Source organism: Pseudomonas sp. JDS08PS003, from assembly GCF_045013505.1.
Lineage (GTDB): Bacteria > Pseudomonadota > Gammaproteobacteria > Pseudomonadales > Pseudomonadaceae > Aquipseudomonas > Aquipseudomonas protegens_B.
Window position 1 is genome coordinate 1,314,864 of sequence record NZ_CP120724.1, and the last position, 26,556, is coordinate 1,341,419.

The window sequence follows — 26,556 nt, forward strand, 5'->3', positions numbered from 1 at the left end:
ATGTACAAGCTCAGCTTCTTCGTGCCTCCCAGCCATGTGGAGCCGGTCAAGAGCGCCGTATTTGCCGCCGGTGGCGGACGTATCGGCGCCTATGACCAGTGCGCCTGGCAGGTGCTCGGCCAAGGCCAGTTTCGCCCGTTGGATGGCAGCCAGCCGTTTCTCGGGCAGACCGGTCAGGTGGAGCGAGTGGAGGAATGGAAAGTCGAGCTGGTGGTGGCCGATGAACTGATTGCTGATACAGTGGCGGCCCTCAAGCAGAGCCATCCCTACGAGACGCCGGCTTATGAAGTCTGGCGCCTGGAAGCGTTCTGAGGTTGTCCACCGATAAAAAGCCCGCTGAACCGGAGACGGTCAGCGGGCTTTTTTGTGGGTCTTTGCCTGTAGGAGCCGGCTTGCCGGCGAAGGCTTCTTCAGGCTCCCGCCTCCACCTTCCTGTGCAGCAGCGTTTGCAGAGCCGCTTGCAATCCCCCGGCCTTCTCGCCAATCACCACGTGCCAGATATCTCCCTCCATGCGCCGCATACCCTGGCAGCCCAGGCTCTTGAGCGCCGACTCCGACAGGCTGCGGCTGTCACTCAGTTGCACCCGCAACCGGGTCAGGGCCACGCAATCCATCTGTAGCAGGTTGTCCCGGCCTCCCAGAGCGCTGAGCCACTGCTGGGCTTCCTGGGTGGAAATGTCGATCTGCTGTGGTGCTTCTACGGGCGACGGCGTCACCGTGACGTTGGCCGAGGCTGGCAACGCCAGGCGGATCTGGTCGGCAATGCTGTCGGCCATTGGTCCCACCACCACCTGCAAACTGCCACCCTTGCCGGGGCGTACCACGGCCATGGCGCCCAAGGTTTTCAGTTCGGCGTCCGCGGCCAGGTTGCGATCCGCCAGCTCCAGGCGCAGGCGAGTGGTGCAGGCGCCAACGGTGATCAGGTTGCGCGCACCGCCCAGGGCCTTGATGTAGGCCGCGGCGCGCTGATCGGCGTTGAGTTCGGACTTCTCGCCGGAGGGGCTGTCCTCGCGTCCCGGCGTTTTCAGGTTGAAGCGGCGGATACAGAAGTCGAACACCAGGTAGTACACCACCGCATACAGCAGCCCCACCGGAAACACCTTCCAGCCATTAGTGGAACGGCCCCAGCCCAGGGCCATGTCAATGGCGCCTCCGGAGAAGGTAAATCCCAGGTGGATGTTCAGCAGATTGGTCAGGGCCATGGCCAGCCCCGTCAGCAGTGCATGCACCAGGTACAACAGTGGTGCGAGGAACATGAAGGCGAACTCGATGGGCTCGGTGACCCCGGTGAGGAAGGAGGTCAGGGCCATGGACAGGAAGATCCCGCCCATCACCTTGCGCCGCTCCGGCACGGTGTTGCGGTACATCGCCAGGCAAGCGGCTGGCAGGCCGAACAGCATCATCGGGAACATCCCGGTCATGAACTGGCCGCCCTTGGGATCGCCGGCGAAATAGCGGGTCAGGTCGCCAGTGACCACCGCACCGGTGCTCGGGTCGGTGAAGCTGCCGAAGATGAACCAGGCCATGTTGTTGAGGATGTGGTGCAGGCCGGTGACGATCAGCAGGCGATTGAACACACCGAAGACAAAGGCACCGAAGCTGCCGCTTTCCAGCAGTAATTGGCCGAAGCTGTTGATGCCGTGCTGGATCGGCGGCCAGATCAGACCGAACGCCACCCCCAGGCCCACGGCGGTAAAGCCGGTGGCGATGGGCACGAAGCGGCGGCCGCCGAAGAACGCCAGGTACTCCGGCAGTTTGATGTCCTTGAAGCGGTTGTACAGCGCGCCGGCCATCAGCCCGCTGATGATCCCGGCGAGCATGCCCATGTTGATGCTGGCATCCAGCACCTTGAGGGTCGAGATCATCACCAGGTAGCCAATGGCCCCGGCGAGTCCGGCGGTGCCGTTGTTGTCCTTGGCAAAGCCCACGGCGATGCCGATGGCGAAGATCAGCGCCAGGTTGCCGAAGATCGATTGCCCGGCATCGTGAATGATGGCGATGTTCAGCAGGTCGGTATCACCCAGGCGCAGCAACAGGCCGGCAATGGGCAGGATGGCAATGGGTAGCATCAGCGCCCGGCCGAGGCGTTGCAGGCCCTCGATGAAATACTGGTACATGGCGTCTCTCCTGGAATTCTTGTTATGAGTGCAGAGGCCAAAGCCGTTCGCAGGCCTGACGGACTGCGGCAGCGCCGGGCAGGTTGAGCAGCGGTTGGCTGAGGTGGCGGCATTGGCCGGCGTCCAGTTGGCGCACCCGGTCCTTGATCTCGCCGACCTGAGACGGGCTGACCGACAGCTCGCTGACCCCCAGGCCAATCAGGACGGGGGTGGCCAGCGGATCGGAAGCCAGTGCACCGCAAACCCCGACCCAGCGACCATGGCGCTTGGCGCCGGCACAGGTCTGGGCGATCAGCCGCAGCAGGGCGGGGTGCAGGGCGTCGACCCGCGCCGCCAACCCGGCATGATCACGGTCCATGGCCAGGGTGTACTGGGACAGGTCGTTGGTGCCGATGGACAGGAAGTCGGCATGCTCCGCCAGTTGCTCGGCCATCAGCGCGGCAGCCGGTACTTCGATCATGACTCCCAGCTCCGGGCGCTGGCTCAGGCCCAGTTCCACCGCGAGCTGATCCAGGCGCTGACGGATATGCAGCAGTTCGGCCACTTCGGTGACCATCGGCAGCATGATCCGGCAGCGCTGCACGGGGCTGACCTGGAGCAGCGCCCGCAGTTGCTGGTCCAGCAGTTCTGGGCGGGCCTGGGCCAGGCGGATGCCCCGCAGGCCCAGCACCGGGTTGGCCTCCACTGGCAGTGGCAGGTAGTCCAGTTGCTTGTCGCCGCCGACATCGATGGTGCGGATGATCACTGGCTTGTCGCCCATGGCATCCAGTACCGCCTGATAGGCCTGTAGCTGTTCGGCTTCATCCGGAGCGGTCAGGCGATCGACGAACAGGAACTCGGTGCGCAGCAGGCCGACGCCATCGGCACCACCCTGGTGGGCGTCCCGGGCTTCATCGCTGGAAGCCACATTGGCCGCCACCTCGATCTGCTGGCCGTCCTGGGTCAGGGCGGACTCATGGGCATGTTGCTGTTGCAGTGCACGGCGCTGGCGCTGGGTTTCACCAGCCTGTTGCACCTGTGCGATGCGCTGCGGGCCGGGCGCCAGTTCCAGGCGCCCGCCGTTGGCATCCAGCACCACCTGGCGGCCAGCGTCGATGCACAGCACCTCCGGACCCAGGGCCACCAGGCAGGGCAGGCCTTTGCCCCGGGCGAGGATCGCCACATGGGAGGTGGCGCCGCCGGCGGCCATGCACAGTCCGGCCACGCCCTGGGCGCTAAGTTGCAGAAGATCGGAAGGGGTCAACTCCTCGGCGGCGACGATCGCCCCGGGCGGCAGATCGTAGTGCCAGGCCTCCCCCAGCAGGGCGCGCAGTACACGTTGCTGCAGATCCCGCAGGTCGTTGGCGCGTTCGGCCAGCAGTGCGCTGCCCAGTTGCTGGAGGATTTGGCATTGCTCGGCAATCGCCGCGCTCCAGGCATGGGTGGCTGCGCGCCCCCGGGCAATGGCGGCTTCGGCGGCGTCCAGCAGGGTCGGGTCTTCGAGCAGGGCCAGGTGGGCGCTGAAGATGTCCTGTTCCTGCTGGTCGCGGCGTTGCCGGGCCTGCTCCAGGGTGTGGCGGATTTCCTCGCGCACCTGGTGCAGGGCTGCGCGCAATGCTTGCCGTTGGGGCTCGGGCGGATGCTGACCGTGATCGTCAGCCAGGACCATGGCGTTGAGTCGCACCAATGGCCCGCACACCAGGCCTGGCGCGGCGCAGACGCCCGGCAGCACGCCATCTTCCACGGGGCGTTGGACGACTGGGGCCGGTGCCGGGATTTCGCCATGGGCATCTGCGGCCATCGCGGTACCGAGGGTCTGCAGCATTGCCTGCAAGGCATCCTGGCAATCGGCGCCCTGGCAATTGACCAGCACTTCATCCTGCTCACCGATGCCCAGGCTCATCAGGGCGATCAGGCTGGTGCAGGGGGCGCTCTTGTCCTTGAAGGTCAACTGCGAATGGCTGTTGAAACTCAGGGCGGTCTGGCGCACCAGGGCGGCTGGGCGGGCATGCAGACCGCCGCGATGGGCAACCTTGATTCGGGCGCTGGCCTGCTGCTCGGATTGCTCTGGCGCCAGCGGTTGCGGGTCAGCGTTGGCACGGCGGCTGATGTGCAGCAACGGCTCGCCCACCTTGACCGCGGACAGGGTCAGCGGGCGCAGGTCGAAGCCCTCGCCGTTGGTCAGGATCAACAGGCTGATCAGGCTTCGGCAATGCTGCGCCACATGGTCCAGGTCAACCCGCAGCAGGGGCTGGCCGGCGCTAACCTGCTGGCCTTGCTCCACCAGCAGGGCAAACCCTTCACCTTGCAGTTCGACGGTGTCCAGGCCCAGGTGCAGCAGCAGTTCGGCGCCGTTGGCCGCCCGCAGGGTCACGGCGTGTCCGGTGCGAGCCACTTGGATCACTTCACCGGCGCAAGGCGCGTGCAGGGTGTCATTGAGCGGGTCGATGGCAATCCCGTCGCCCATGGCGCCGCTGGCGAACACCGGGTCGGGGACGTTGCGCAAGGGCACTACAGGCCCGCTTAACGGGGCACTGAGCGTCAGGTCGTTATTGTTGTTGTGCATGGCGCAGTACTCATCGATCAAAGGGGCTTAGTGCGTGCGGGTCACTTTGCTCAGGTGACGCGGCTGGTCGGGGTCCATGCTGCGGGCCTCCGCCAGGCCGGCGGCCATCACATAGAAACTCTGGATTGCCAGGATCGGGTCCAGCGCCGGGTGTTCGGCGCGGCTCAGGGTCAGGTCCCGTTCGCCGATGTCATCCGGTGCTGCCAGCAGCACCTTGGCGCCGCGCTGGCGCATGTCGGCAGCGAGGCTCAGCAAGCCGCCCTGTTCCGCGCCACGTGGGGCGAACACCAGCAACGGGTAGTCGTGGTCGATCAAGGCCATCGGGCCGTGGCGGACTTCGGCGCTGCTGAAGGCTTCGGCCTGGATCGCCGAGGTCTCCTTGAGCTTGAGCGCGGCCTCCTGGGCGATGGCGAAGCCGGCGCCGCGGCCGATGACCATCAGCCGCTGGCAATCGCGCAGGGCGTTGATCGCCAGGTCCCAGTCCTGGGTCGCGGCTTGCTGCAAACCTTCGGGCAATGCCAGGCCGGCTTCCAGCAACTGGTTGTCCTCGTTCCAGTGACCGATCAGGCGGGCGCTGGCGCTCAGGGTGGCGATGAAGCTCTTGGTGGCGGCCACGCTCTGCTCGGCACCGGCGTACAGCGGCAGGGAGAATTCGCTGGCGGCTTCCAGAGGGCTGTTTTGCGCATTGACCATGGCCACGCTCAGGGCGCCGCGTTTGCGCAGCAGGCGCACGCTGTTCACCAGGTCCGGGCTTTGTCCCGATTGCGAGAATGCAAACACCGCCTGGCCGCTGACCCGCAGGGGCGCCTGTTGCATGGTCACCACCGACATCGGCAGCGAGGCCACCGGGATGCCTACCTGTTGCATGGTCAGGTAGGCAAAGTAGCTGGCGGCATGGTCGGAACTGCCCCGGGCCACGGTCATTGCCACTTGTGGTGGCTGGCGGCGTAGGCGGCCGGCGACTTCGATTAGCGACGGGTCCAGGTGCTTCAATTGGCTGCTCACGGCAGCGTACGAGGACAGCGCCTCTTCAAGCATTTTTGAAGTCAATGTCTTCTCCTTCGACCATGACGGCGGTCAGTGTGAGTGCGCGGTCCAGGCGCACGCTGTCGGCCCAGCTGCCAGGTTGCAGGCGGCCGCGTTCAGGGATGCCGAGGTAATCGGCGGGAAATTGCGACAGGCGCTGGGAGGCTTCGGCCAGGGGCAAACCGATTTTCACCAGATTGCGCAGGGCCTGGTCCATGGTCAGGGTGCTGCCGGCCAGGGTGCCGTCGGCCAGGCGTACACCCCCCAGGCACTTGGTCACGGTGTGGCTGCCCAGCTTGTACTCACCGTCGGGCATGCCGGCGGCCGCAGTGGAGTCGGTGACGCAGTACAGGCAGGGGATCGAGCGCAGGGCCACGCGCATGGCGCCGGGATGCACGTGCAGCAGGTCGGGGATCAGTTCGGCGTACTGGGCATGAGCCAGGGCCGCACCGACGATGCCCGGTTCGCGGTGATGCAGTGGGCTCATGGCGTTGTACAGGTGGGTGAAGCTGGTGGCACCGGCGGCAAGGGCGGCCACGCCTTCTTCGTAGCTGCCCAGGGTGTGGCCGATCTGCATGCGCACGCCGCGGGCGCTGAGGGCGCGGATCAGTGCGTCGTGGCCGGCGATTTCCGGGGCGATGGTGATCACCCGGATGGGCGCCAGTTGCAGGTACTTCTCCACTTCCGCCATGAGCGCGGTGTGGGCGAAGTTGGGTTGTGCACCGAGCTTGCCGGGGTTGATGTAGGGGCCTTCCAGGTGCACCCCGAGGACCCGGGCACAGCCATGGGGGCGCTGCTCGGCGTAGGTTCCAAGCTCAGCCAGAACCTGGCTGATTTCTTCGCTGGGGGCGGTCATGGTGGTGGCCAGCAGCGAGGTGGTGCCGAAACGCACATGGGTACGGGTGATGGTCTCGAAGGCTGTGCGGCCTTGCATGACGTCCTTGCCGCCGCCGCCGTGTACGTGCAGGTCGATGAAGCCCGGCAGCAGGTAGGGCAGGTCGTTGTCCGCCGGGTCGCAGGGGCTGCCTTCGATGGCGCTGACCTTGCCGTCCCGATGAATCAGGCGGCCACGGACCCAGCCTTGGGGCGTGAGGATATTGTCTTCGGACATGGGCGTTTCTCTGGCTCCAGGGGGCGGATTCAGCGTCGCAGTTCAGCGACGAAGTCGTAGTAGTCGTTGCGGCAGTAGGTGTCGGTGACTTCGATCGGTGTGTTGTCTTCCAGGTAGCCGACCCGGGTCATCAGCAGCATCGCGGTGCCGGGGGCAATGCCCACCAGGGCGGCGAATTCGTCCGAGGCATTGATCGCCTGGATGTGCTGCAGGGCTCGGACCACGGGACGGCCGATGCTGTCGAGGTACTCGTAGAGCGAATCGCCGACGGCCTCGGGCTGGGCAATGATGCTGGCCGGCAAGGTACTCATCTCGATCGCCATGACCGCATCGTCGGCTTTGCGCAGGCGCTTGAGGCGCGCCACCTTGTCGTTGGGCGACAGGCCGAGGCGGATCAGCTCTTCGTGGGTCGGCGGGGTCAGTGTGCGTTCCAGCCATTGCGAGCCGGGGACGAAACCTTTCAGGCGCAGCATTTCGCTGAACCCGGAAAGGCGCGACAGCGGTTGCTCAAGGCGCGGGGTGATGAAAGTGCCGGAGCCCTGGCTGCGCCGAATCAGGCCCCGTTCGAAGAGGACTTCCAGGGCCTTGCGCGCAGTCACCCGGGAGATGCCCAGCAGTTCGCTGAGGTTGCGTTCCGAAGGCAGTGCCTGCTCGGCTTTCCATTGGCCGGAGTGAATCGCGGCTTCCAGGTTGCGCGCCAGTTGCAGGTACAGCGGGGTCGGCTGAGTGTCGTCGGGACGCAGGGGCAGGAGGTGGTTCATCTGTAGGTTTTCCGATGCGGTTATTAGGTTGTTGTCGCCCGGTAATGCCGAAAAACTAATACCACTTAAATACCATGTCAACGCCACTGATCGGGTGTTGGCGCCGTAAATCGGGCACTTTCGGGGTGCTTTAGAGGATAAAGGATTGAAGTGGTATTAGGCAGGTCTGGCAGCGATGGCCAAAACCTCAGGCGGCGACCCGCAGCGGATCGCCAAGTGGTATGCGCGCTCTCGGGGCGCGCCAGGGAGGAAAATATTTTTTGCGCAGGAGGGATTAAGGGCGGATTTCGATCATGGTGCCGTCTTTGACCAGGCCCCAGACTTCGCGCATGTCGACATTGCGCATGGCGATGCAGCCGTCGGTCCAGTCGAGAGTGTGAAAGTACTGCTCGGGAAACTCTTCGGTGTCCGGGGTGCCATGGATCATGATCATGCCACCGGGGTTGACCCCTTCACGGCGCGAGCGCGCGGAGTCGGTGATGTTCGGGTAGGAGATGTGCATGGCCAGGTTGTAGCGATCACTGGTCTTGCGCCAGTCGAGCCAGTAAAGGCCTTCCGGGGTGCGTTTATCGCCTTCCATGAGCTTGGGGCCCTTGGGTTTCTTGCCCAGGGAAATCCGGTAGGTTTTCAGTGGTTTGCCGCCATTGATCAATTGCAGTTGATGGGCGGATTTGAGCACCAGGACTTTTTCGATGACCTTGCCGTCCAGGGTTTCCACCGTGGAGGCTTGAGACAGAGCGACGAAGGAACAGCACAGCAGGGCAAGCAACCAGCGCATTGACACGATATCCCCAGGCGCGCACAGGTTCCGTGCACGTTTTTATTGTTTAACTGATGGCAGGCTGAGAGAGCGGCGGAATGGATTCGGAGCGCACGGCAAATGCCTGTGTCCGCCGGTCAGCGAAGAAGCATTCTAAGGTACGGCCGACGGTGCGGAAAGCCAGCTCGGACCAAGGGATATCGGCTTCGTCGAACAGCTGCACTTCCAGGCTCTCGGGGCCGGCGGCGAAGTCCAGGTCGGCCAGTTCCGCGCGAAAGAACACGTGCACCTGGCTGATGTGCGGTACGTCGATCAGGGTGTAGATGTTCAGGTTGCGTACCCGGGCGCAGGCCTCCTCGTAGGTTTCGCGGATGGCCGCCTGTTCCACGGTCTCGCCGTTCTCCATGAAGCCTGCCGGCAGGGTCCAGTAGCCCAGACGCGGCTCGATGGCGCGCCGGCAGAGCAATACCTTGCCCTCCCAGGTGGCCAGGCACCCGGCGACGATGTTGGGGTTCTGGTAGTGAATGGTCTGGCAGTGATTGCAGACGAAACGCAGGCGCGAGTCGCCTTCGGGAATGCGCTGGGTCACCGGGTTGCCGCACTGGCTGCAAAATTTCATGTGGGGTATCCGAAAAGGCTGGGGCTATCTTGGCGCGCCGCCCGGTTGTCGGCAAGTTGTCGTTACAGGTGCGGGGGTTGGGCCTCTGATTGGATTGGTGCATGATGCACGGTAGCCAACAGATCGAGATGCCTCATGCTGGACGAGCTACTTCATCGGGTAAGCCATTACACGCCAAGAACGCTGGAGACCGACCGTCGTTTTCCCGAGGCTGCGGTGCTGGTGCCCATCACCCGCAGCGATGAACCGGAGCTGGTGCTGACCCTTCGCGCCAGCGGGCTTTCGACCCATGGTGGTGAAGTGGCCTTTCCCGGTGGCCGGCGCGATCCGGAAGACCCGGACCTGATCTTCACCGCGCTACGGGAGGCCGAGGAAGAGATCGGCCTGCCGCCGGGATTGGTGGAAGTCATCGGGCCCTTGAGTCCGCTGATTTCCCTGCATGGGATCAAGGTCACGCCTTACGTCGGGGTGATTCCCGACTATGTCGAATACCAGGCCAATGATGCCGAGATCGCCGCCGTTTTCAGCGTCCCCCTGGAGTTCTTTCGCCAGGACCCCCGTGAACACACCCATCGCATCGACTATCAGGGTCGCAGTTGGTACGTCCCCAGCTACCGCTTCGGCGAGTACAAGATCTGGGGCCTGACCGCGATCATGGTCGTCGAACTGGTCAACCTGCTGTACGACGCCAAGATCAGCCTGCATCACCCGCCGAAAACCTTTATCGATACCTGAAGCCATCGCCTCGCATGGCATGAACCCGCGGCTGCCTGAGCCATGAGGACAATAAGATGAAATACCGCCTGGGCGATGCCCGAGTCGACACCCATCCACAGAGCTGGGTGGCCCCGAATGCCACGCTGGTGGGCAAGGTCAAGCTGGAGGAGGGGGCCAGCGTGTGGTTCAACGCTGTGCTGCGTGGCGACAACGAGTTGATCCTGATCGGCAAGCACAGCAACGTCCAGGACGGCGCCGTGATGCATACCGACATGGGGTTTCCGCTGACTCTGGGCACCGGCGTGACCATTGGTCATAACGCCATGCTGCATGGCTGCACCGTGGGCGACTACAGCCTGATTGGCATCAACGCGGTGATTCTCAATGGCGCGATGATCGGCAAGAACTGCATCATCGGCGCCAACTCGCTGATCGGCGAAGGCAAGGAAATACCTGACGGTTCGTTGGTCATGGGCTCGCCGGGCAAGGTGGTACGCGAACTGACCGAACCCCAGAAGAAAATGCTCGAAGCCAGCGCTGCCCACTACGTTCATAATGCTCAACGTTATGCCCGAGACCTGGTTGAGCAAGAACAATGACAACCCCTGAAAGACCCGTTGCCTCGCCTTGCGTGAGCATCTGCGCCCTGGACGAACAAGACATCTGTACCGGTTGCCAGCGCACCGTGGATGAAATCACCCGCTGGAGCCGCATGGACAATACCGAGCGCCGTGCGGTCCTGGCCCTGTGCCATGAACGGGCCAAGTCCAGCGGGCTGCTGTGGATGATCGGCTCCAGTTCGGCGAGCTGATCCGCCCTTGTCGCCGGCAAGCCTGGTGTGGGTGGCTTGCCGGTGAAAGGGTTTCTTGGCCCAAACCCGCGCCTGCAGTAACCTGTTCACCTTCCTGACAGGTACTTTTCGCCCTCATGCTCTTCCTGATCACCTATATCAGCAGTGTCGTGCTGATCAACTATGCCTTTTCCGTTGCCCCGCACCTGGACATCATCTGGTCGGCCTGGGGCGGGCTGGTCTTCGTCCTGCGCGACATGGTGCAGACCCGCTTTGGCCACGGCGCCATCATTGCCATGCTGGCGGCCCTGGTGCTGTCCTACGTGACCTCCGACCCCACCATCGCCCTGGCCAGTGCCACCGCCTTTGCCGTTTCGGAATGCATCGACTGGCTGGTGTTCAGCATCACCAAGCGACCCCTGCACGATCGTCTGTGGATAAGCTCGGCCCTGAGCATTCCCCTGGATACTTTCATCTTCTTCGGCATGATCGATGCCCTGACCCCGGGGGTGATCTTCACCGCCCTGGGTTCGAAATTCGCCGGGGTCACCGTGGTCTGGTTGGCCATGGCTTGGCGTTTGCGCAAAGCGGCGTGCGCCGGCTGAGCCAAAGGCTGCGGTTCATGTAAAATGCCGCGCTCTTTCCCCATGGGTCGCCCGCCTGGCGCTCGGCCCTCGATGATCCGCTCCTTTGAGGACCTTCAGATGACTCGTATCGGAACTCCATTGTCGCCAACCGCGACCCGCGTCTTGCTTTGTGGCTGTGGTGAGTTGGGCAAGGAAGTGGTGATCGAGCTGCAACGCCTGGGTGTCGAGGTGATTGCCGTGGACCGCTACGCCAATGCGCCGGCGATGCAGGTGGCCCATCGCAGCCACGTGATCAACATGCTCGACGGTGCGGCCCTGCGGGCGGTGATCGAGGCCGAGAAGCCGCACTTTATCGTTCCGGAAATCGAAGCCATCGCCACCGCGACCCTGGTGGAACTGGAAGCCGAAGGCTTCACCGTAATCCCCACCGCCCGGGCCACCTCCTTGACCATGAACCGCGAAGGCATCCGGCGCCTGGCCGCCGAAGAGCTGGACCTGCCGACCTCGCCGTACCATTTCGCCGACACCTTCGAAGACTATTCCAAGGCCGTGCAAGACCTGGGCTTCCCGTGCGTGGTCAAGCCGGTGATGAGCTCCTCGGGCAAGGGCCAGAGCCTGCTGCGCAGCGTCGACGACGTGCGGAAAGCCTGGGACTACGCCCAGGAAGGCGGCCGTGCCGGCAAGGGCCGGGTGATCATCGAAGGCTTTATCGACTTCGACTACGAAATCACTCTGCTGACCGTGCGCCACGTTGGCGGCACCACCTTCTGTGCCCCGGTCGGCCATCGTCAGGAAAAGGGCGACTACCAGGAATCCTGGCAGCCCCAGGCCATGAGCCCGAAAGCTCTGGCCGAGTCCGAGCGCGTGGCCAAGGCGGTGACCGAAGCCTTGGGCGGCCGTGGTCTGTTCGGCGTGGAGCTGTTCATCAAGGGTGATCAGGTGTGGTTCAGCGAAGTGTCGCCGCGTCCCCATGACACCGGCCTGGTGACCCTGATTTCCCAGGATCTGTCGCAGTTCGCCCTGCATGCGCGGGCGATCCTCGGCTTGCCGATTCCGCTGATCCGCCAGTTCGGGCCATCGGCTTCGGCGGTGATTCTGGTGGAAGGCAAATCCACTCAGACCGCCTTCGCCAATCTGGGGGCTGCCCTGAGCGAGCCGGACACTGCGTTGCGTCTGTTCGGCAAGCCGGAAGTCAACGGTCAGCGGCGCATGGGCGTGGCCCTGGCCCGTGATGAGTCCATCGAAGCCGCCCGGGCCAAGGCGACCCGCGCTGCGCAAGCGGTAGTGGTCGAGCTCTGAGAAGCATCGCGAGCGAGGTCGCTCCCACAAGGTTTGCATTGAACCTGTAGGAGCGAGCTCGCTCGCGAAGCGGCCGCTCAGGCAATCCGATTCAGATCGTTATTCCGCGTTTCCTTCAAGCACAGCACCGCGATCAAGCTCAGGATCGCCGCCCCCGAAACATAGCCACCCACCCAGCTCAACCCGCCCATCGTCACCAGTTTCTGGGCGAAGAAGGGTGCCGCCGAAGCACCGACAATGCCCCCCAGGTTATAAGCCGCCGAAGCGCCGGTATAACGCACGTGGGTCGGAAACAGTTCCGGCAGCAGAGCGCCCATCGGGGCGAAGGTCACCCCCATCAGGAACAGCTCGATGCACAGGAACAGCGCCACGCCGGCGGTGGAGCCCTGAGTCAGCAAGGGTTCCATGGTGAAGCCGGAGAGAATCGCCAGCACGGCACCGACAATCAGCACCGGTTTGCGCCCGAAGCGGTCACTGGCCCAGGCCGACAGTGGAGTGGCCGCAGCCATGAACAGCACGGCGAAACACAGTAGGCCGAGGAAGGTTTCCCGGCTGTAGCCCAGGGTCGAGACGCCGTAGCTCAGGGAAAATACCGTGGAGATGTAGAACAGCGCGTAGCACACCACCATCGACGCGGCGCCCAGCAGCACTGGCAGCCAGTACTGGCTGAAGAGCTCCACCAGCGGCATCTTTACCCGTTCCTGGCGTGCCACGGCGTTGGCGAATACCGGGGTTTCGTGCAGCTTCAGGCGCACATACAGGCCCACCATTACCAGCGCGGCACTGAGCAGAAACGGAATACGCCAGCCCCAGGAGCGGAACTGCTCGTCATCCAGGCCCATGGCCAGGGCCAGGAACAGGCCGTTGGCGGCGAGAAAGCCGATGGAGGGCCCCAGTTGCGGGAACATGCCGAACCAGGCGCGCTTGCCTTGCGGAGCGTTCTCGGTGGCCAGCAGGGCAGCCCCACCCCATTCGCCTCCCAGCCCCAGTCCCTGGCCGAAGCGCAGTACGCAGAGCAGGATCGGCGCCCAGGCGCCGATGCTGGCGTAGCCTGGCAGTACGCCGATCAGGGTGGTGCACACGCCCATCAGCAGCAGCGAGGCAACCAGGGTCGACTTGCGTCCAATACGGTCGCCGAAGTGGCCGAACAGTGCCGAGCCCAGGGGGCGGGCAAGGAAGGCGATGCCGAAGGTCAGGAACGCCGAGAGCATCTGGGCGGTGCCGGAGGTCTGGGGAAAGAATACCGGCCCTATCACCAGCGCGGCGGCGGTGGCGTAGACGTAGAAGTCGTAGAACTCGATGGCCGTGCCAATAAAGCTGGCGGTGGCCACTCGCGTCGTGGAGTTGGCAGGTTGAGCAGGCGCGGAGGCGCTGTAGGCGGTGCTGGTCGTCATGCGGATATCCCTGACAGTCTGTGCTCCAGTGGAGCGAATTATTATGGTCGAGCACCCAGGGATGTGGGTTTGGCGCGGTCGCTGCTCGGGATGGGAGCCGCGTCGAACAGTGGCGGATGATGGCTGCAGGATCTCGCTGAGTGCGGGTAGCACGCGGGGCTGCGGAGCTTGGGTAAGCCGCCCGATTATAGAAAGGCCCCTAACGATTCAACAAGGGCTTCAGGGACGGGGGAGCGTCAGGCGATGACGGGGGTGCTGCTGGTGTGCCAGATCAGCACGCGGCTGACACGATTTTCCTCGGTTTCGAGGATCTCCAGGCGGTAGCGGCCGATCTTCAGGCACACGGCGCTGTCGGGGATGGTCTCCAGTGCTTCGGTGACCAGGCCGTTGAGGGTCTTGGGGCCGTCGCTGGGCAGGTGCCAGCCCAGGCTCTTGTTGAGTTCACGGATCGAGGCAGCGCCTTCCACCACATAGCGGCCGTCGGCCTGGGGGTGGATGTGGGGGTTGTCCAGGCTGTGCTCGCTTTCGAACTCGCCGACGATTTCTTCGAGGATGTCTTCCAGGGTGACGATGCCCAATACCTCACCGTATTCATCCACCACCATGCCCAGGCGCCGTTGCTGCTTGTGGAAGTTGAGCAGTTGCAACTGCAAAGGGGTGCTTTCGGGGACGAAGTAGGGTTCGTGGCAGGCCGCCAGCAGGGCTTCTTTGGTCAGGCTGGCGTCGGGCAGCAGGTGGCGGATCTGCCGGGTATTGAGTACCGCCTCCACCTGGTTGATATCGCTGTGGAACACTGGCAGGCGCGTACGTTTGTTCAGGCGCAACTGGGCGATGATCTCGTCGATGGAGTCGTCCAGGTTGATGCCGTCGACTTCGCTGCGAGGCACCAGGATGTCATTGACGGTGATGTTGTCCAGGGCATGGATGCCGGACAGCGGGTGATGTTCCTGGGGGGCGGGTTCTTCATCCTGCAGGGCCGGGTCGTCGTCGCTGTGTTTGACCGCGCCGGTCTTGGTGGCGAAAGGGCGCAATAGCAGTTGGCCGATGGCCTGGAGCAGCCAGGCCAGGGGATAGACGATCTTCATGGGGATGGCGAGCAGGCTGTTGCCAAAGCTCAGGGTGCTTTCCGGGTAGCGCAGTGCCAGGGTGCGGGGCAGGTATTCGGCCAGCACCAGCAAACCACAGGTGCTGATCAGGCAGGCCAGCCAGGGGCCGTTTTCCGCCCAGTAGAACAGTGCCACCAAGGTGCTGATGATCACTGCCAGGACTCGGCACAGGGTGTTGCACAGGATCAGGCTTTCCTTGGGAAAGGCCAGTCGCGCCGTCGGCTTGTCGCCCGGGCGCGAGCCGTTGCGTTGGGTCAGCAGGTGCTGTTGGGCAGCATCGATGGCCGTGAACAGGCCTGACCAGACGATGAGCAGGGCGATTACCGCAAGCATGGGCCCGGAGGGCAGGGAGTCGGTCATGGCCGGTCGTCAGATGTGCAGGATGTATTCACGAACCAGCTTGCTGCCGAAGTACGCCAGCATCAGCAGGCAGAAACCTGCCAGGGTCCAGCGAATCGCCTTGTGTCCGCGCCAGCCCAGACGGTTGCGGCCCCACAGCAGTACGCTGAACACCACCCAGGCCAGGCAGGCCAGCAGGGTCTTGTGCACCAGGTGCTGGGCGAACAGGTTCTCGACGAACAGCCAGCCGGAGATCAGCGACAGCGAGAGAAGGGTCCAGCCGGCCCAGAGAAAGCCGAACAGCAGGCTTTCCATGGTTTGCAGGGGTGGGAAGTTCCTGATCAGTCCGGAGGGGTGCTTGTTTTTCAGCTGATGGTCCTGCACCAGCAGTAACAGGGACTGGAACACCGCGATGGTGAACATGCCGTAGGCCAGGATCGACAGCAGGATATGGGCGAGAATCCCCGGTTCCTCATCGATCACAGGCACGGTGCCGGTAGGCACGAACTGCGCCAGTAGCGCAGTCAGGGCGCCGAGGGGGAACAGCAGTACCAGCAGGTTTTCCACGGGAATCCGCCAGCAGGCCAGCAGGGTCAGGGCGATGACCGCTGCGGCGATCAGGCTGGCGGCGCTGAAGAAGTCCAGGCCCAGGCCGACCGGGGTCAGCAAATGGGTCAGCAGGCTGATGCCGTGGGCGAGCAGGGCCAGGATGCCCAGCATAACCAGCAGGCGCTTGTTCGCCTTGGCGCCTGTGGCCAGGCGAGAGCCTTGATAGAAGGTCGCAGCGGCATAAAGGACGGCGGCGGCGAGGGTGGGTAGCAAACTGGGTGACAAGGGGAGCATAAATCCTGTTAGGCAGGCCCGAAAGTCGCTGAGTTTGGCATAGAACCCACAGCCCTGAAAGACCACGCAAGCAGACGGCGAGGTGTCCGCCACGCACAGTCTTCGCTATAATCCGCGACCTGCCCACGCCGCAGGCTCATCGAGCTCTTGTTTATTAAGCTCTGGGCCGCCATTACCCCGGTCTACCTTGGGCCTGAAAGGATCGAGCATGTTTGAAAACCTAACCGACCGTCTCTCGCAGACGCTGCGCCATGTCACTGGCAAGGCCAAGCTGACCGAGGACAACATCAAAGACACCTTGCGTGAAGTGCGCATGGCGTTGCTCGAGGCTGACGTCGCATTGCCGGTGGTCAAAGACTTCGTCAACTCGGTGAAGGAGCGTGCGGTCGGCACCGAAGTGTCCCGTAGCCTGACCCCGGGCCAGGCCTTTGTGAAGATTGTCCAGGCCGAGCTGGAAAGCCTGATGGGCGCGGCCAACGAAGACCTGAACCTCAGCGCCGTGCCTCCGGCAGTGGTCCTGATGGCCGGTCTGCAAGGTGCGGGTAAGACCACCACTGCCGGCAAGCTCGCGCGCTTCCTTAAAGAGCGCAAGAAAAAGAGCGTGATGGTGGTGTCTGCTGACGTATACCGTCCGGCAGCGATCAAACAGCTGGAAACCCTGGCCAATGACATTGGCGTGACCTTCTTTCCTTCTGATCTTAGCCAGAAGCCGGTGGCCATTGCCGAGGCGGCTATAAAGGAAGCGAAGCTCAAGTTCATCGACGTGGTGATTGTCGATACCGCCGGTCGCCTGCACGTCGACAGCGAGATGATGGACGAGATCCAGGCGTTGCACGCGGCCATCAAGCCGGTGGAAACCCTGTTCGTGGTCGACGCCATGACTGGCCAGGACGCCGCCAACACCGCCAAGGCCTTTGGCGACGCGCTGCCGCTGACCGGTGTGATCCTGACCAAGGTCGACGGTGACGCCCGTGGTGGTGCCGCGCTGTCGGTACGGGCCATCACCGGCAAACCGATCAAGTTCATCGGTATGGGTGAGAAGACCGAGGCCCTGGAGCCGTTCCACCCTGAGCGTATTGCTTCGCGAATTCTCGGCATGGGCGACGTGCTCAGCCTGATCGAGCAGGCCGAGCAGACTCTCGACAAGGAAAAGGCCGACAAACTGGCCAAGAAGCTGAAGAAGGGCAAGGGCTTCGACCTCGAAGACTTCCGCGATCAGTTGCAGCAGATGAAGAACATGGGCGGCCTTGGTGGTCTGATGGACAAGCTGCCGAATATCGGCGGGGTTAACCTGTCGCAGATGGGCAACGCACAGAACGCCGCTGAAAAGCAGTTCAAGCAGATGGAAGCCATCATCAACTCCATGACCCCGGCCGAGCGCCGCGATCCTGAGCTGATCAGCGGTTCGCGCAAGCGTCGGATCGCAATGGGCTCTGGCACCCAGGTGCAGGACATCGGTCGCTTGATCAAGCAGCACAAGCAGATGCAGAAGATGATGAAGAAGTTCTCCGCCAAGGGCGGGATGGCCAAAATGATGCGCGGCATGGGCGGAATGTTGCCCGGCGGCGGCATGCCGAAAATGTGAAGAATCCGCGCCGACAGTCATGTCGGCGCTTTTCCACGGGGACGTGGAATCTCGAGCAAACCCTCGATTGGGGCGCGCTCACTCGCTGCCGCTTGCGGCGGCTCCATAGCAAATCTGAGTGGCAGCCGATAGGCGCCGGAAAAAGTCATTTGCAAAAGTCCGGATATTCCTTAGAATATGCGGCCTTTCGGGCACCCATGCCCGCTGTGCATTTAGATTTGCAGCACCGACTACAGGAACGATGTTCACATGCTAACAATCCGTCTTGCCCTTGGCGGCTCCAAAAAGCGCCCGTTTTACCACTTGACCGTGACCGACAGCCGTAACCCACGCGACGGTTCGCACAAAGAACAAGTTGGCTTCTTCAACCCGATCGCTCGTGGTCAAGAAGTCCGCCTGTCCGTGAACCAAGAGCGCGTAGCCTACTGGCTGAGCGTTGGTGCACAGCCTTCTGAGCGCGTTGCTCAGTTGCTGAAGGAATCGGCTAAGGCTGCAGCCTGAACCCTATGAACGCGACGCCAGCTCCTGCTGATGATTTGATCGTTATCGGCAAAATCTACTCTGTTCATGGCGTTCGCGGCGAAGTGAAGGTCTTTTCCTTTACTGATCCGATTAAAAACCTGTTGGACTACAAAACCTGGACGCTCAAGCGCGAAGGTAGCGTGAAACAGGTTGAGCTGGTCAGCGGACGCGGGAACGACAAGTTCCTGGTCGCAAAGCTCAAGGGTCTTGATGATCGCGAAGAAGCTCGTCTTCTGGCCGGTTACGAGATCTGCGTGCCGCGCAACCTGTTCCCTGAACTGACCGACGGCGAGTACTACTGGTACCAGCTACAAGGTCTCAAGGTTATCGACACCCTCGGGCAACTGCTCGGGCAGATCGATCACCTGCTGGAGACCGGCTCGAACGATGTAATGGTGGTCAAGCCTTGCGTTGGCAGCCTGGATGATCGTGAACGCTTGTTGCCCTATACCGAGCAATGTGTGTTGAGCGTCGACCTGGCGGCAGGCGAGATGAAGGTGGAATGGGATGCGGACTTCTAAGCGTGGCTAACTTGCGCGTAGAAGTGATCAGTTTGTTTCCCGAGATGTTTTCCGCCATCAGCGAATACGGCATAACCAGCCGCGCGGTGAAACAGGGGCTCTTGCAGCTCACCTGTTGGAATCCGCGGGACTACACCACGGATCGACATCACACTGTGGACGATCGCCCGTTTGGCGGTGGCCCTGGCATGGTGATGAAGATCAAGCCCCTGGAGGATGCACTGGTTCAGGCCAGAAACGCAGCCGGGGAGGGTGCGAAGGTGATTTACCTGTCGCCCCAAGGCCGTCAACTGAATCAGTCGGCGGTACGCGAGTTGGCGAATGAGGATGCATTGATCCTGATTGCTGGTCGTTATGAAGGCATTGACGAGCGTTTTATTGAAGCTCATGTCGATGAAGAGTGGTCGATTGGCGACTATGTACTCTCCGGTGGCGAGCTGCCGGCGATGGTCCTGATTGATGCGGTTACGCGACTGCTGCCCGGAGCTTTAGGGCATGTGGATTCCGCGGAGGAAGATTCCTTCACGGACGGTCTGCTGGATTGCCCGCACTACACCCGACCGGAGGTGTATGCGGATCAGCGTGTTCCCGACGTGTTGCTAAGTGGCAACCACGCACACATCCGGCGTTGGCGTTTACAGCAGTCCCTTGGTCGGACCTATGAACGACGCGCCGATCTTCTGGAAAGCCGCTCGCTTTCTGGAGAAGAGAAGAAGCTGCTCGAGGAATATCTCCGCGAGCGGGACGATAGTTAACAACGTATCGATGGTAGATCCGACGATTTACCTTAGGAGCACAGCATGACCAACAAAATCATCCTTGCACTCGAAGCAGAGCAGATGACCAAAGAGATCCCAGCCTTTGCCCCGGGCGACACCATTGTCGTTCAGGTGAAAGTGAAGGAAGGCGATCGTTCCCGTCTGCAGGCGTTCGAAGGCGTAGTTATCGCCAAGCGCAACCGCGGTGTGAACAGCGCGTTCACCGTACGTAAAATCTCCAACGGTGTTGGCGTAGAGCGTACTTTCCAGACCTACAGCCCGCAGATCGACAGCATGGCTGTTAAGCGTCGCGGTGACGTGCGTAAAGCCAAGCTGTACTACCTGCGCGACCTGTCGGGTAAAGCAGCTCGCATCAAGGAAAAACTGGTTTAAGTCCAGCTTCCGATGCAGAAAAAAGCAGCCTACGGGCTGCTTTTTTGTTGCCTGTCATTTAGTGCTCGGAGCGGTTCAGCAGGGCGCAGACGGTGTTGGCGATCCGTTCCAGCAGTACCTCGTCATAAGGCAGCCAGGGCAGGGCGGTCAATTTGCCACTTTGTGCCGCCAGGGCCACTTCCACGGGTTCTCCATCGCGCGTCACGCGCCCGGTGACCAGATGCACCGCATGCTCGCCGACGCGGACATGGCGCCCCTCCATCGACAACACCCCCTCCTCGATAAGCGTGGCGAAAGCCGTGCTCAGTACGTGTTGGCGCATCAGCGTCATCTGGGTGAGATTGTGCTCGGCCAACAGATTCAGGCGTTGCTCGCGCTTGGCCGCTGGCATTTGCGGCAAGGATTGGCCGGTGGCAGTCTGTGCCAGTTCTTCGATGGCGAAACTGCTGACGCTGACCAGTAGGTCGATGGCCCGGCAGGCCTCTGAAAACACCTGCGGCGGCACATCCAGCAGCAGTATTGGCTGCCAGTATTTATCGACGCGTCGAGCGAAGCTTGCGCTACCGGACAGGCAGTGCCCCTGCAGCCCCGGATAGAGTGCTGCGTCCACCGCAAAACTCACCCGGATATCACCCAGGTTGCGGCTCAGGCCGCTGTCCCTGTCGATCTTCCAGCCTTCGCGGCGGGCCAGGCCGATCAGTGGGCGGATGGACAGGCTGTAGCCGGCGAATGCCTGGCAGGTATGGCTTTCCCGCTCTTGCTGGGACGGCAGGTAGTACTCGCGAAACACCTGGCGCAGCGGTTGTTTGATCCGGCGTTCGCTGATCAGGTTTTGCCAGGCGTGGCGCTCTGCGGCGCTGGCTGACAGCGGGTGCCACAGTGAAATTCTGCACCCGGCATCCAGGCTTAGCGGCTGGCCCCAGGGGTCTACCGCTTGCGCATCCGCGTTCAGCAGGAAGCTGCGGCGTTGGGCATGCCCGCAATGGGCAACCCAGACCAATGAGCGGGCAAAGGGCGAGCCCACGGCGGAGTCCGCCAATTGCTTTCGCCAGTCGCTGAAAGACAGCTCAAAGGCTTGCCACAGTCCGGACTCCAGGCAACTGGCCAGAAGCCCGTGCTGGGCCTTGCTCGGCGTGCTGGTGGGGGCCAGACGCAGGGCGATTTCGGGGCGTTGGGCCAGGCCGCGTTCGGCAGGTTTGAGGTTGCGTGTGAGTTTTTTCTGGATACTGGCATGCCGCACCAGGCTCAGGGCGTTGCGCAGGGCCTGCACGCTTTCCGGGGTTGGCACCTGCTCGATGCAGTGCCCCAGTGCAATGGCCAGGGACTGTGACGGGGCGGTCTTGGCCTGGGTCGGGGCGACGCAGGCCTTGGGCAGCAAAATGTCCATTAGCGGTGGCAGCCAGGAGGCATCGCGCAGCAGGGCGACCCGGGCGGCGCGGGCGATCACCGGGGTGTCATGGGTGGTGAAGGCGCCATCGGCCACATAGGGTGTGGCGCCGCTGTGGATAGCGTCCAGGCGCAGGGCTGCGGTGCTGAGGATCTGCTGTGAGAATTCGACGTAGGCCGCGTCATCCACCAGCACCCTGGCCGGGTCAGCACTCAGGTGATGATGGCCGGTCCAGTACTCGCTGCCGGCCAGGACCTGCTGTGAGCGGGGTTCCAGTTGCCCAAGCCGTTCGAACTCCTGCCGGGCGTAGGGGGCATCGGCGTAGTGCTGTTCCACGCAACGCCGCAGCGCCGCCTGAGCCTCTTCATCCACCCATTGCGCCAGCACGTACGCCTGGTGGTAATTCGCCGCCCACTGTGTGCAGGGTTCATCGAGGGTCCTGCGCAGTTCCTCGGCCAGGGCGGCGTTCGGTGTACCGCTGAAACAGGCGAGTTGCTCCACCGCCTCCTGCCAATTCAGGCAGGTGCGCAGCGCCTCTAGCAGGGTGGTTTGATCGAGGGCTGGGCTCAGTTCCAGTTGTGTGGCCTGCTGCACAATCGAGGTCGCCAGTTGCTGCGCAGCCGGGTTGGCAGGGTCGCGCAGGGCTCGGCGGATAGCCGGCCACAGGCTGCCCAGTTGAGCGGGTGTCAGTGGGCTGATGTCGAGCGGCGGGCCCAAGAAATTCGGATGATCCACTCTGTCGGCGTTCAGGCGTTGCTGCAGGTGTGCGACGAGCGAAGGCGTGGGCAGGGCATCCATGGCGGCGGGTCTCCGTTTTCAGTGCGCGGATGATCGCATTTTTTATCGCCGATCGTGGCCTCTGACCCCAGCCGGGTTCTTTCGGCCCCTGCTGGGCGGCGATATACTCGCCGACCCAATAAAGTGTGATCGCCCGCGCCGTGCAGCCTGCACGGGACACCTAGGGTGAGTCACGCACTCCCGGCGCTCCTGGTCTGTTGTTATCCACAGGCAGGCGGCCCCCGATTGTTCCCATCAAGCCTTTGGTCGCTGCCTTGCAGCGCTCATCGGTGTTCCATGCCCGCAGCGTGCCCCTGCGCGGATCTATCCATTCAGGCAGTAGTCCGATGACCCTTCGTGAGCAAGAAATTCAGCGCCGCACCGAGCTCTCGGTGACCCGCGTGACCAAGGCGGTATTCCCGTCCACCACCAATCACCACAACACCCTGTTCGGTGGCACTGCCCTGGCATGGATGGACGAAGTTTCGTTCATTGCTGCCACGCGTTTCTGTCGCTTGCCGCTGGTGACGGTGTCCACCGATCGGATCGACTTCAATCATCCGATTGCCGCCGGTTCGATTGTTGAGCTGGTAGGTCGGGTAGTAAAGGTGGGCAACACCAGCCTCAAGGTCGAGGTGGAGGTGTTTGTCGAGAGCATGAGCTGCGACGGAAGGGAGAAGGCCATTCATGGCCTGTTCAGTTTCGTCGCCATCGATGACGACAAGCGTCCGGTGCCGGTGCTTCCAGGATTCGCAGCGTAGTAGCCGGCTTGCCGACGAATGGGGCTCGGGCCTCTTCGCTGGCAAGCCAGCTCCTACGGGATCTCGGTTGTGTAGGAGCCGGCTTGCCGGCGAAGGCGTTCTTGCGGGTCTCTTCGCTGGCAAGCCAGATCCTACAGGGGAACTCGGTTACAGGGACTCGGGCAGGATCAGGGCCAGCAGGGTCCAGCCAGCCGTCGGCTTGAGGTCGCTTTCTGGGGTGACTACATGCACCCAGCCGTTGCTGTCGCGGGCGAACAGCAGGGTCGCGCGTTCGCCGTGCAAAGTCTGGTAGTCGCCCCAGCCAAAGGCTTCGGTCAGGTGCGTGCTGTATAGCTCGGCGCCCTGGCCCAGCAGGCTCGCCAGTTTGGTGTAGGTCAAGGCTTCGCTGCCCAGAAGCTGGCCGCGATGTTCGTGGCTGGCGCGGTGCTTGTCGGTGCGTCGGCTTTCCTGGCTGTTGGCCAGGGCGTAAAGGCGCTGATGGCCAAAGTCGTGACGAAAGCGCATGGCCGCCAGGGTGTTGAGTTCGCCTGAAGGTGAGAGCGCCAGCAAATGCCCCAATCCCACGAGATCCAGATGCGCGTCGGCGTGCTGCGAGGCCGGATTGCCGAAATAGGTGGGCAGGCCTTCCATGCGTGCTGCACGGATATTCTCCCAACTGGAGTCGGTCAGCAGCACTCGGCTGCCCAACTGCTGCAAGGCCTTGCCAATGGTGCGTGCCGGGCCGTTGGCGCCGACAATCAGGAAGCCGCTGGGGGCCGGTTCGGCCACTTTCAACAGGCGCGCCAAGGGCCGGGCAGTAGCGCTTTGCAGGACCACGGTACCGATGATCACGGCAAAGGTCAGTGGCACCAGCAGCAACGCCCCCTCGTGACCGGCTTCATCCAGGCGGATGGCGAAGATGGCCGACACCGCTGCTGCGACAATCCCCCTTGGTGCAATCCAGGCCAGCAAGGCGCGTTCACGCCAGTTGAGGCTGGAACCGGCAGTGGACAGCAACACGTTCAGCGGGCGAGCGATGAACTGGATCACCAGCAGCAGTATCAGCACCAGCGGCCCCAGGGCGATCAGTGCCTTCAGATCCAGGCGCGCTGCCAGCAGGATGAATAGCCCGGAGATCAGCAGCACGCTGAGGTTTTCCTTGAAGTGCAGGATGTGTCGCACGTCCACGCCCTTCATATTGGCCATCCACATGCCCATCAGGGTCACCGCCAGCAGCCCGGATTCGTGCATCACCTGATTGGAGGCGATGAAGATTCCCAGGACTGCGGCCAGGGTCGCCAGGTTGTGCAGGTACTCCGGTAGCCACTGGCGACGCATGATGGTGCCCAGGACCCAGCCGCCGGCGATGCCGAACAGGCTGCCGCACAGAATCACTCCGCCAAAGGTCAGCAGGCTGTGGCTCAGGCCCTCACCGGCGGCACTGGCGATGATGAAGCTGTAGACCACCACTGCCAGCAGGGCGCCGATAGGGTCGATGACGATGCCCTCCCAGCGCAGGATATTGGCGATCGAGGCCTTGGGTCGCACCACTCGCAACATGGGCACGATCACCGTCGGCCCGGTGACCAGCGTCAGGGTGCCGAACAGCAGCGCCAGCATCCAGTCGAAGCCCAGCAGCCAGTGAGTGGCGAGGGTGATCACCGCCCAGGTGGACAGCGCGCCGATGGTCACCAGGCGGTGCACCACGCTGCCGATTTCACGCCATTCCGAGAGGTGCAGGGTCAGGCTGCCTTCGAACAGGATCAGCGCCACCGCCAGGGATACCAGAGGCATCAACAGCGGGCCGAACATCTCCTGGGGGTCGAGCCAGCCCAGCACGGGGCCTGCGAGAATGCCGCTCAGCAGCAGGAACAGAATGGCCGGCAGTTTCAGTCTCCAGGCCAGCCATTGGCAACCCAGTGCCGCCGCGCCGATGCCGCCGAAGGCCAGCAGAATCTGTTGTTCACTCATCAATGCACCCTGTTCCTTGAAATGGCTGGCTATGAAAGACTAGCGACCCTCTGCGCAGTTCACTATTTTTTTACGCGTGGCCCCTGGGCCGTGCCTTTCGAGTCTTTATGCCCGCCATCGACCACCCCCTGATCGACCGTTTTCTCGATGCCCTGTGGCTGGAGAAAGGCCTGTCCGACAACACCCGCCATGCCTATCGCAGTGACCTGGCGCTGTTCAACGGCTGGTTGCAGGAGCAGGGGCTGGAGTTGCCGCGGGCCGGACGCGAACTGATCCTCGATCATCTGGCCTGGCGCGTGGAGCAGGCCTACAAGCCCCGGTCCACGGCCAGATTCCTCTCGGGAGTGCGTGGCTTCTATCGCTATTTGCTGCGAGAAAAGCTGATCGAGATCGACCCGACCTTGCAGATCGACATGCCGCAACTGGGGCGTCCGCTGCCCAAGTCTCTGTCGGAGGCCGATGTCGAGGCGTTGCTGGCGGCGCCGGACTTGAGCGAAGCCATCGGCCAGCGCGACCGCGCCATGCTGGAGGTGCTCTACGCCTGCGGCCTGCGGGTGACCGAGCTGATCAGCCTGACCCTGGAGCAGGTCAACCTGCGCCAGGGTGTGTTGCGGGTCATGGGCAAGGGCAGCAAGGAGCGCCTGGTGCCCATGGGCGAGGAAGCGATTGTCTGGGTCGAGCGATACATGCGTGATGCCCGGGCCGAGCTGCTGGGCGGGCGGCCCAGCGATGTGCTGTTTCCCAGCTCGCGTGGCGAGCAGATGACGCGGCAGACCTTCTGGCACCGGATCAAGCACCAGGCCAAGGTGGCCGGAATCGGCAAGGCGCTGTCGCCTCACACCCTGCGCCACGCCTTCGCCACGCACTTGCTCAATCACGGTGCCGATCTGCGAGTGGTGCAGATGTTGCTGGGCCACAGTGATCTGTCCACCACCCAGATCTATACCCATGTGGCCCGTGCCCGTCTCCAGGATCTGCACGCCAAGCATCACCCGCGGGGTTGATTTGGCTCCCGGGCGGCGCTTTGCGTCGCCCGTAGTCGGTGCCGGCAAACAGATGTGGTAGGCTTTGCCGGTTTGCAAAACGGGTGTTTGCGGGCCGTTGCCATTGCGACCGCTCCAAGTTGCCCATTTGCCCGCCTTCAGGAGTTCCCATGCGTTTGACCCAGATTTTTGCCGCCGCCTCCCTGGCGTTGCTCAGCACCTTCGCCATGGCCGATGACAGTGCCGAGAAAGCCATTCGCAAAAGCCTCGAGACCCTGCAGCTCGAAGTGCCGGTGGAGAGCATTACCGCCAGTCCCCTGGCCGGTCTGTACGAGGTCAAGCTCAAGGGCAGTCGCGTACTCTATGCCAGTGCCGACGGCCAGTTCGTGGTCCAGGGCTATCTGTTCCAGCTCAAGGACGGCAAGCCGGTGAACCTGACGGAAAAAACCGAACGCCTGGGTATTTCCAAGTTGATCAACGGTATTCCGGTCGCTGAAACTGTGGTCTATCCGGCTATCGGCGAGACCAAGACCCACATCACCGTGTTCACCGACACCACCTGCCCGTATTGCCACAAGCTGCACGCTGAAATACCGGCGCTGAACAAGCTGGGTGTCGAAGTGCGCTACGTCGCCTTCCCGCGTCAGGGCCTGGGTTCGCCGGGTGATGAACAACTGCAAGCGGTCTGGTGCTCGGCGGACAAGAAAGCCGCCCTGGACAAAATGGTCGACGGCAAGGAAATCAAGGCCGCCAAGTGCGAGAACCCGGTTTCCAAGCAATTCGCCCTGGGCCAGTCGATCGGCGTCAATGGCACGCCGGCCATCGTCCTGGCTGATGGCCAAGTCATTCCCGGCTACCAGCCGGCACCACAGATCGCCAAACTGGCCCTGGGTGCGAAATAATCC

The 26,556-nt window shown here is 62.9% G+C and carries 26 protein-coding genes; 14 read left to right on the plus strand and 12 right to left on the minus strand.

Annotation, left to right across the window (positions count from 1 at the left end; genetic code table 11):
* Positions 1-312: an NGG1p interacting factor NIF3 gene (locus tag P7C00_RS05930; protein ID WP_404939917.1), complete on the plus strand. Its 312-nt coding sequence runs from the start codon at positions 1-3 to the stop codon at positions 310-312.
* Positions 313-410: 98 nt separating this feature from the next.
* On the opposite strand, the gene nagE is transcribed toward P7C00_RS05930, so the two are convergent.
* From nagE to P7C00_RS05965, 7 genes are all read right to left on the minus strand, one after another.
* Positions 411-2,117, minus strand: a complete 1,707-nt coding sequence (gene nagE / locus P7C00_RS05935; protein ID WP_404938295.1) for an N-acetylglucosamine-specific PTS transporter subunit IIBC — start codon at positions 2,115-2,117, stop codon at positions 411-413.
* Positions 2,118-2,139: 22 nt separating this feature from the next.
* Positions 2,140-4,662, minus strand: coding sequence for a phosphoenolpyruvate--protein phosphotransferase (gene ptsP / locus P7C00_RS05940; protein WP_404938296.1), 2,523 nt, complete (start codon positions 4,660-4,662; stop codon positions 2,140-2,142).
* Positions 4,663-4,689: 27 nt separating this feature from the next.
* Positions 4,690-5,712, minus strand: coding sequence for an SIS domain-containing protein (locus tag P7C00_RS05945; protein ID WP_404938297.1), 1,023 nt, complete (start codon positions 5,710-5,712; stop codon positions 4,690-4,692).
* A complete protein-coding gene (gene nagA, locus P7C00_RS05950; protein ID WP_346633501.1) occupies positions 5,693-6,799 on the minus strand; it encodes an N-acetylglucosamine-6-phosphate deacetylase in 1,107 nt (368 codons plus the stop codon). The genes P7C00_RS05945 and nagA overlap by 20 nt, the downstream gene beginning before the upstream one ends.
* Before the next feature lie 29 nt (positions 6,800-6,828).
* Positions 6,829-7,560 (minus strand): GntR family transcriptional regulator, encoded by a 732-nt coding sequence (locus tag P7C00_RS05955; protein WP_404938298.1) that lies wholly within the window; start codon positions 7,558-7,560, stop codon positions 6,829-6,831.
* Between the two features lie 274 nt (positions 7,561-7,834).
* Positions 7,835-8,338: a L,D-transpeptidase family protein gene (locus P7C00_RS05960; RefSeq protein ID WP_346633500.1), complete on the minus strand. Its 504-nt coding sequence runs from the start codon at positions 8,336-8,338 to the stop codon at positions 7,835-7,837.
* Positions 8,339-8,387: 49 nt separating this feature from the next.
* On the minus strand, positions 8,388-8,939 hold the full coding sequence (locus P7C00_RS05965) for an NUDIX hydrolase (RefSeq protein WP_404938299.1): 552 nt from the start codon (positions 8,937-8,939) through the stop codon (positions 8,388-8,390).
* 135 nt (positions 8,940-9,074) lie between these two features.
* Here P7C00_RS05965 and P7C00_RS05970 point away from each other — a divergent pair, with 135 nt between their 5' ends.
* The 5 genes from P7C00_RS05970 to purT all read left to right on the plus strand — a co-directional run bounded on the left by P7C00_RS05970 (position 9,075) and on the right by purT (position 12,332).
* Positions 9,075-9,674, plus strand: coding sequence for a CoA pyrophosphatase (locus P7C00_RS05970; protein ID WP_102878492.1), 600 nt, complete (start codon positions 9,075-9,077; stop codon positions 9,672-9,674).
* A 56-nt stretch (positions 9,675-9,730) separates the two neighbouring features.
* A complete protein-coding gene (locus tag P7C00_RS05975) occupies positions 9,731-10,255 on the plus strand; it encodes a gamma carbonic anhydrase family protein (protein WP_404938300.1) in 525 nt (174 codons plus the stop codon).
* Complete coding sequence (locus P7C00_RS05980) at positions 10,252-10,467, plus strand: DUF1289 domain-containing protein (RefSeq protein WP_025127551.1); 216 nt, start codon at positions 10,252-10,254, stop codon at positions 10,465-10,467. Before P7C00_RS05975 ends, P7C00_RS05980 begins: the two co-directional genes overlap by 4 nt.
* 116 nt (positions 10,468-10,583) lie before the next feature.
* Positions 10,584-11,051 (plus strand): preQ0 transporter, encoded by a 468-nt coding sequence (locus P7C00_RS05985; RefSeq protein ID WP_346633497.1) that lies wholly within the window; start codon positions 10,584-10,586, stop codon positions 11,049-11,051.
* Between the two features lie 99 nt (positions 11,052-11,150).
* Positions 11,151-12,332, plus strand: coding sequence for a formate-dependent phosphoribosylglycinamide formyltransferase (gene purT, locus P7C00_RS05990; protein ID WP_404938301.1), 1,182 nt, complete (start codon positions 11,151-11,153; stop codon positions 12,330-12,332).
* A gap of 77 nt (positions 12,333-12,409) precedes the next feature.
* Here purT and P7C00_RS05995 read toward each other — a convergent pair whose 3' ends face one another.
* The 3 genes from P7C00_RS05995 to P7C00_RS06005 form a co-directional block, all read right to left on the minus strand.
* Positions 12,410-13,726: an MFS transporter gene (locus tag P7C00_RS05995; RefSeq protein WP_404938302.1), complete on the minus strand. Its 1,317-nt coding sequence runs from the start codon at positions 13,724-13,726 to the stop codon at positions 12,410-12,412.
* A gap of 236 nt (positions 13,727-13,962) precedes the next feature.
* Positions 13,963-15,192, minus strand: a complete 1,230-nt coding sequence (locus tag P7C00_RS06000; RefSeq protein ID WP_346633494.1) for a transporter associated domain-containing protein — start codon at positions 15,190-15,192, stop codon at positions 13,963-13,965.
* Positions 15,193-15,201: 9 nt separating this feature from the next.
* A complete protein-coding gene (locus P7C00_RS06005) occupies positions 15,202-16,014 on the minus strand; it encodes an inner membrane protein YpjD (RefSeq protein WP_123727600.1) in 813 nt (270 codons plus the stop codon).
* Positions 16,015-16,222: 208 nt separating this feature from the next.
* On the opposite strand from P7C00_RS06005, the gene ffh reads away from it, so the two are divergent.
* From ffh to rplS, 5 genes are all read left to right on the plus strand, one after another.
* A complete protein-coding gene (gene ffh / locus P7C00_RS06010; protein ID WP_346633493.1) occupies positions 16,223-17,599 on the plus strand; it encodes a signal recognition particle protein in 1,377 nt (458 codons plus the stop codon).
* 249 nt (positions 17,600-17,848) lie between these two features.
* Positions 17,849-18,100 (plus strand): 30S ribosomal protein S16, encoded by a 252-nt coding sequence (rpsP, locus tag P7C00_RS06015; RefSeq protein ID WP_007927680.1) that lies wholly within the window; start codon positions 17,849-17,851, stop codon positions 18,098-18,100.
* A gap of 5 nt (positions 18,101-18,105) precedes the next feature.
* Entirely contained in the window at positions 18,106-18,642 is a 537-nt protein-coding gene (gene rimM, locus P7C00_RS06020) for a ribosome maturation factor RimM (RefSeq protein ID WP_346633492.1), read from the plus strand.
* Complete coding sequence (gene trmD, locus P7C00_RS06025; protein WP_170001093.1) at positions 18,624-19,397, plus strand: tRNA (guanosine(37)-N1)-methyltransferase TrmD; 774 nt, start codon at positions 18,624-18,626, stop codon at positions 19,395-19,397. The genes rimM and trmD overlap by 19 nt, the downstream gene beginning before the upstream one ends.
* Positions 19,398-19,442: 45 nt before the next feature.
* Positions 19,443-19,793 carry a 50S ribosomal protein L19 gene (rplS, locus tag P7C00_RS06030; RefSeq protein WP_007927677.1) on the plus strand — a complete coding sequence of 117 codons (351 nt, stop codon included), beginning with the start codon at positions 19,443-19,445 and terminating at the stop codon, positions 19,791-19,793.
* 58 nt (positions 19,794-19,851) lie between these two features.
* Here rplS and P7C00_RS06035 read toward each other — a convergent pair whose 3' ends face one another.
* Positions 19,852-21,978, minus strand: a complete 2,127-nt coding sequence (locus P7C00_RS06035; RefSeq protein WP_404938303.1) for a DUF4132 domain-containing protein — start codon at positions 21,976-21,978, stop codon at positions 19,852-19,854.
* A gap of 326 nt (positions 21,979-22,304) precedes the next feature.
* Between P7C00_RS06035 and P7C00_RS06040 the strand changes: the two genes are divergently transcribed.
* Positions 22,305-22,718 carry an acyl-CoA thioesterase gene (locus tag P7C00_RS06040; RefSeq protein WP_102861301.1) on the plus strand — a complete coding sequence of 138 codons (414 nt, stop codon included), beginning with the start codon at positions 22,305-22,307 and terminating at the stop codon, positions 22,716-22,718.
* A 147-nt stretch (positions 22,719-22,865) separates the two neighbouring features.
* On the opposite strand, the gene P7C00_RS06045 is transcribed toward P7C00_RS06040, so the two are convergent.
* A complete protein-coding gene (locus P7C00_RS06045; RefSeq protein WP_404938304.1) occupies positions 22,866-24,668 on the minus strand; it encodes a cation:proton antiporter in 1,803 nt (600 codons plus the stop codon).
* Positions 24,669-24,775: 107 nt separating this feature from the next.
* On the opposite strand from P7C00_RS06045, the gene xerD reads away from it, so the two are divergent.
* Positions 24,776-25,672, plus strand: coding sequence for a site-specific tyrosine recombinase XerD (gene xerD / locus P7C00_RS06050; RefSeq protein ID WP_346633489.1), 897 nt, complete (start codon positions 24,776-24,778; stop codon positions 25,670-25,672).
* 149 nt (positions 25,673-25,821) lie between these two features.
* Positions 25,822-26,553, plus strand: coding sequence for a thioredoxin fold domain-containing protein (locus P7C00_RS06055; protein ID WP_123727604.1), 732 nt, complete (start codon positions 25,822-25,824; stop codon positions 26,551-26,553).
* Positions 26,554-26,556 lie beyond the last annotated feature (3 nt).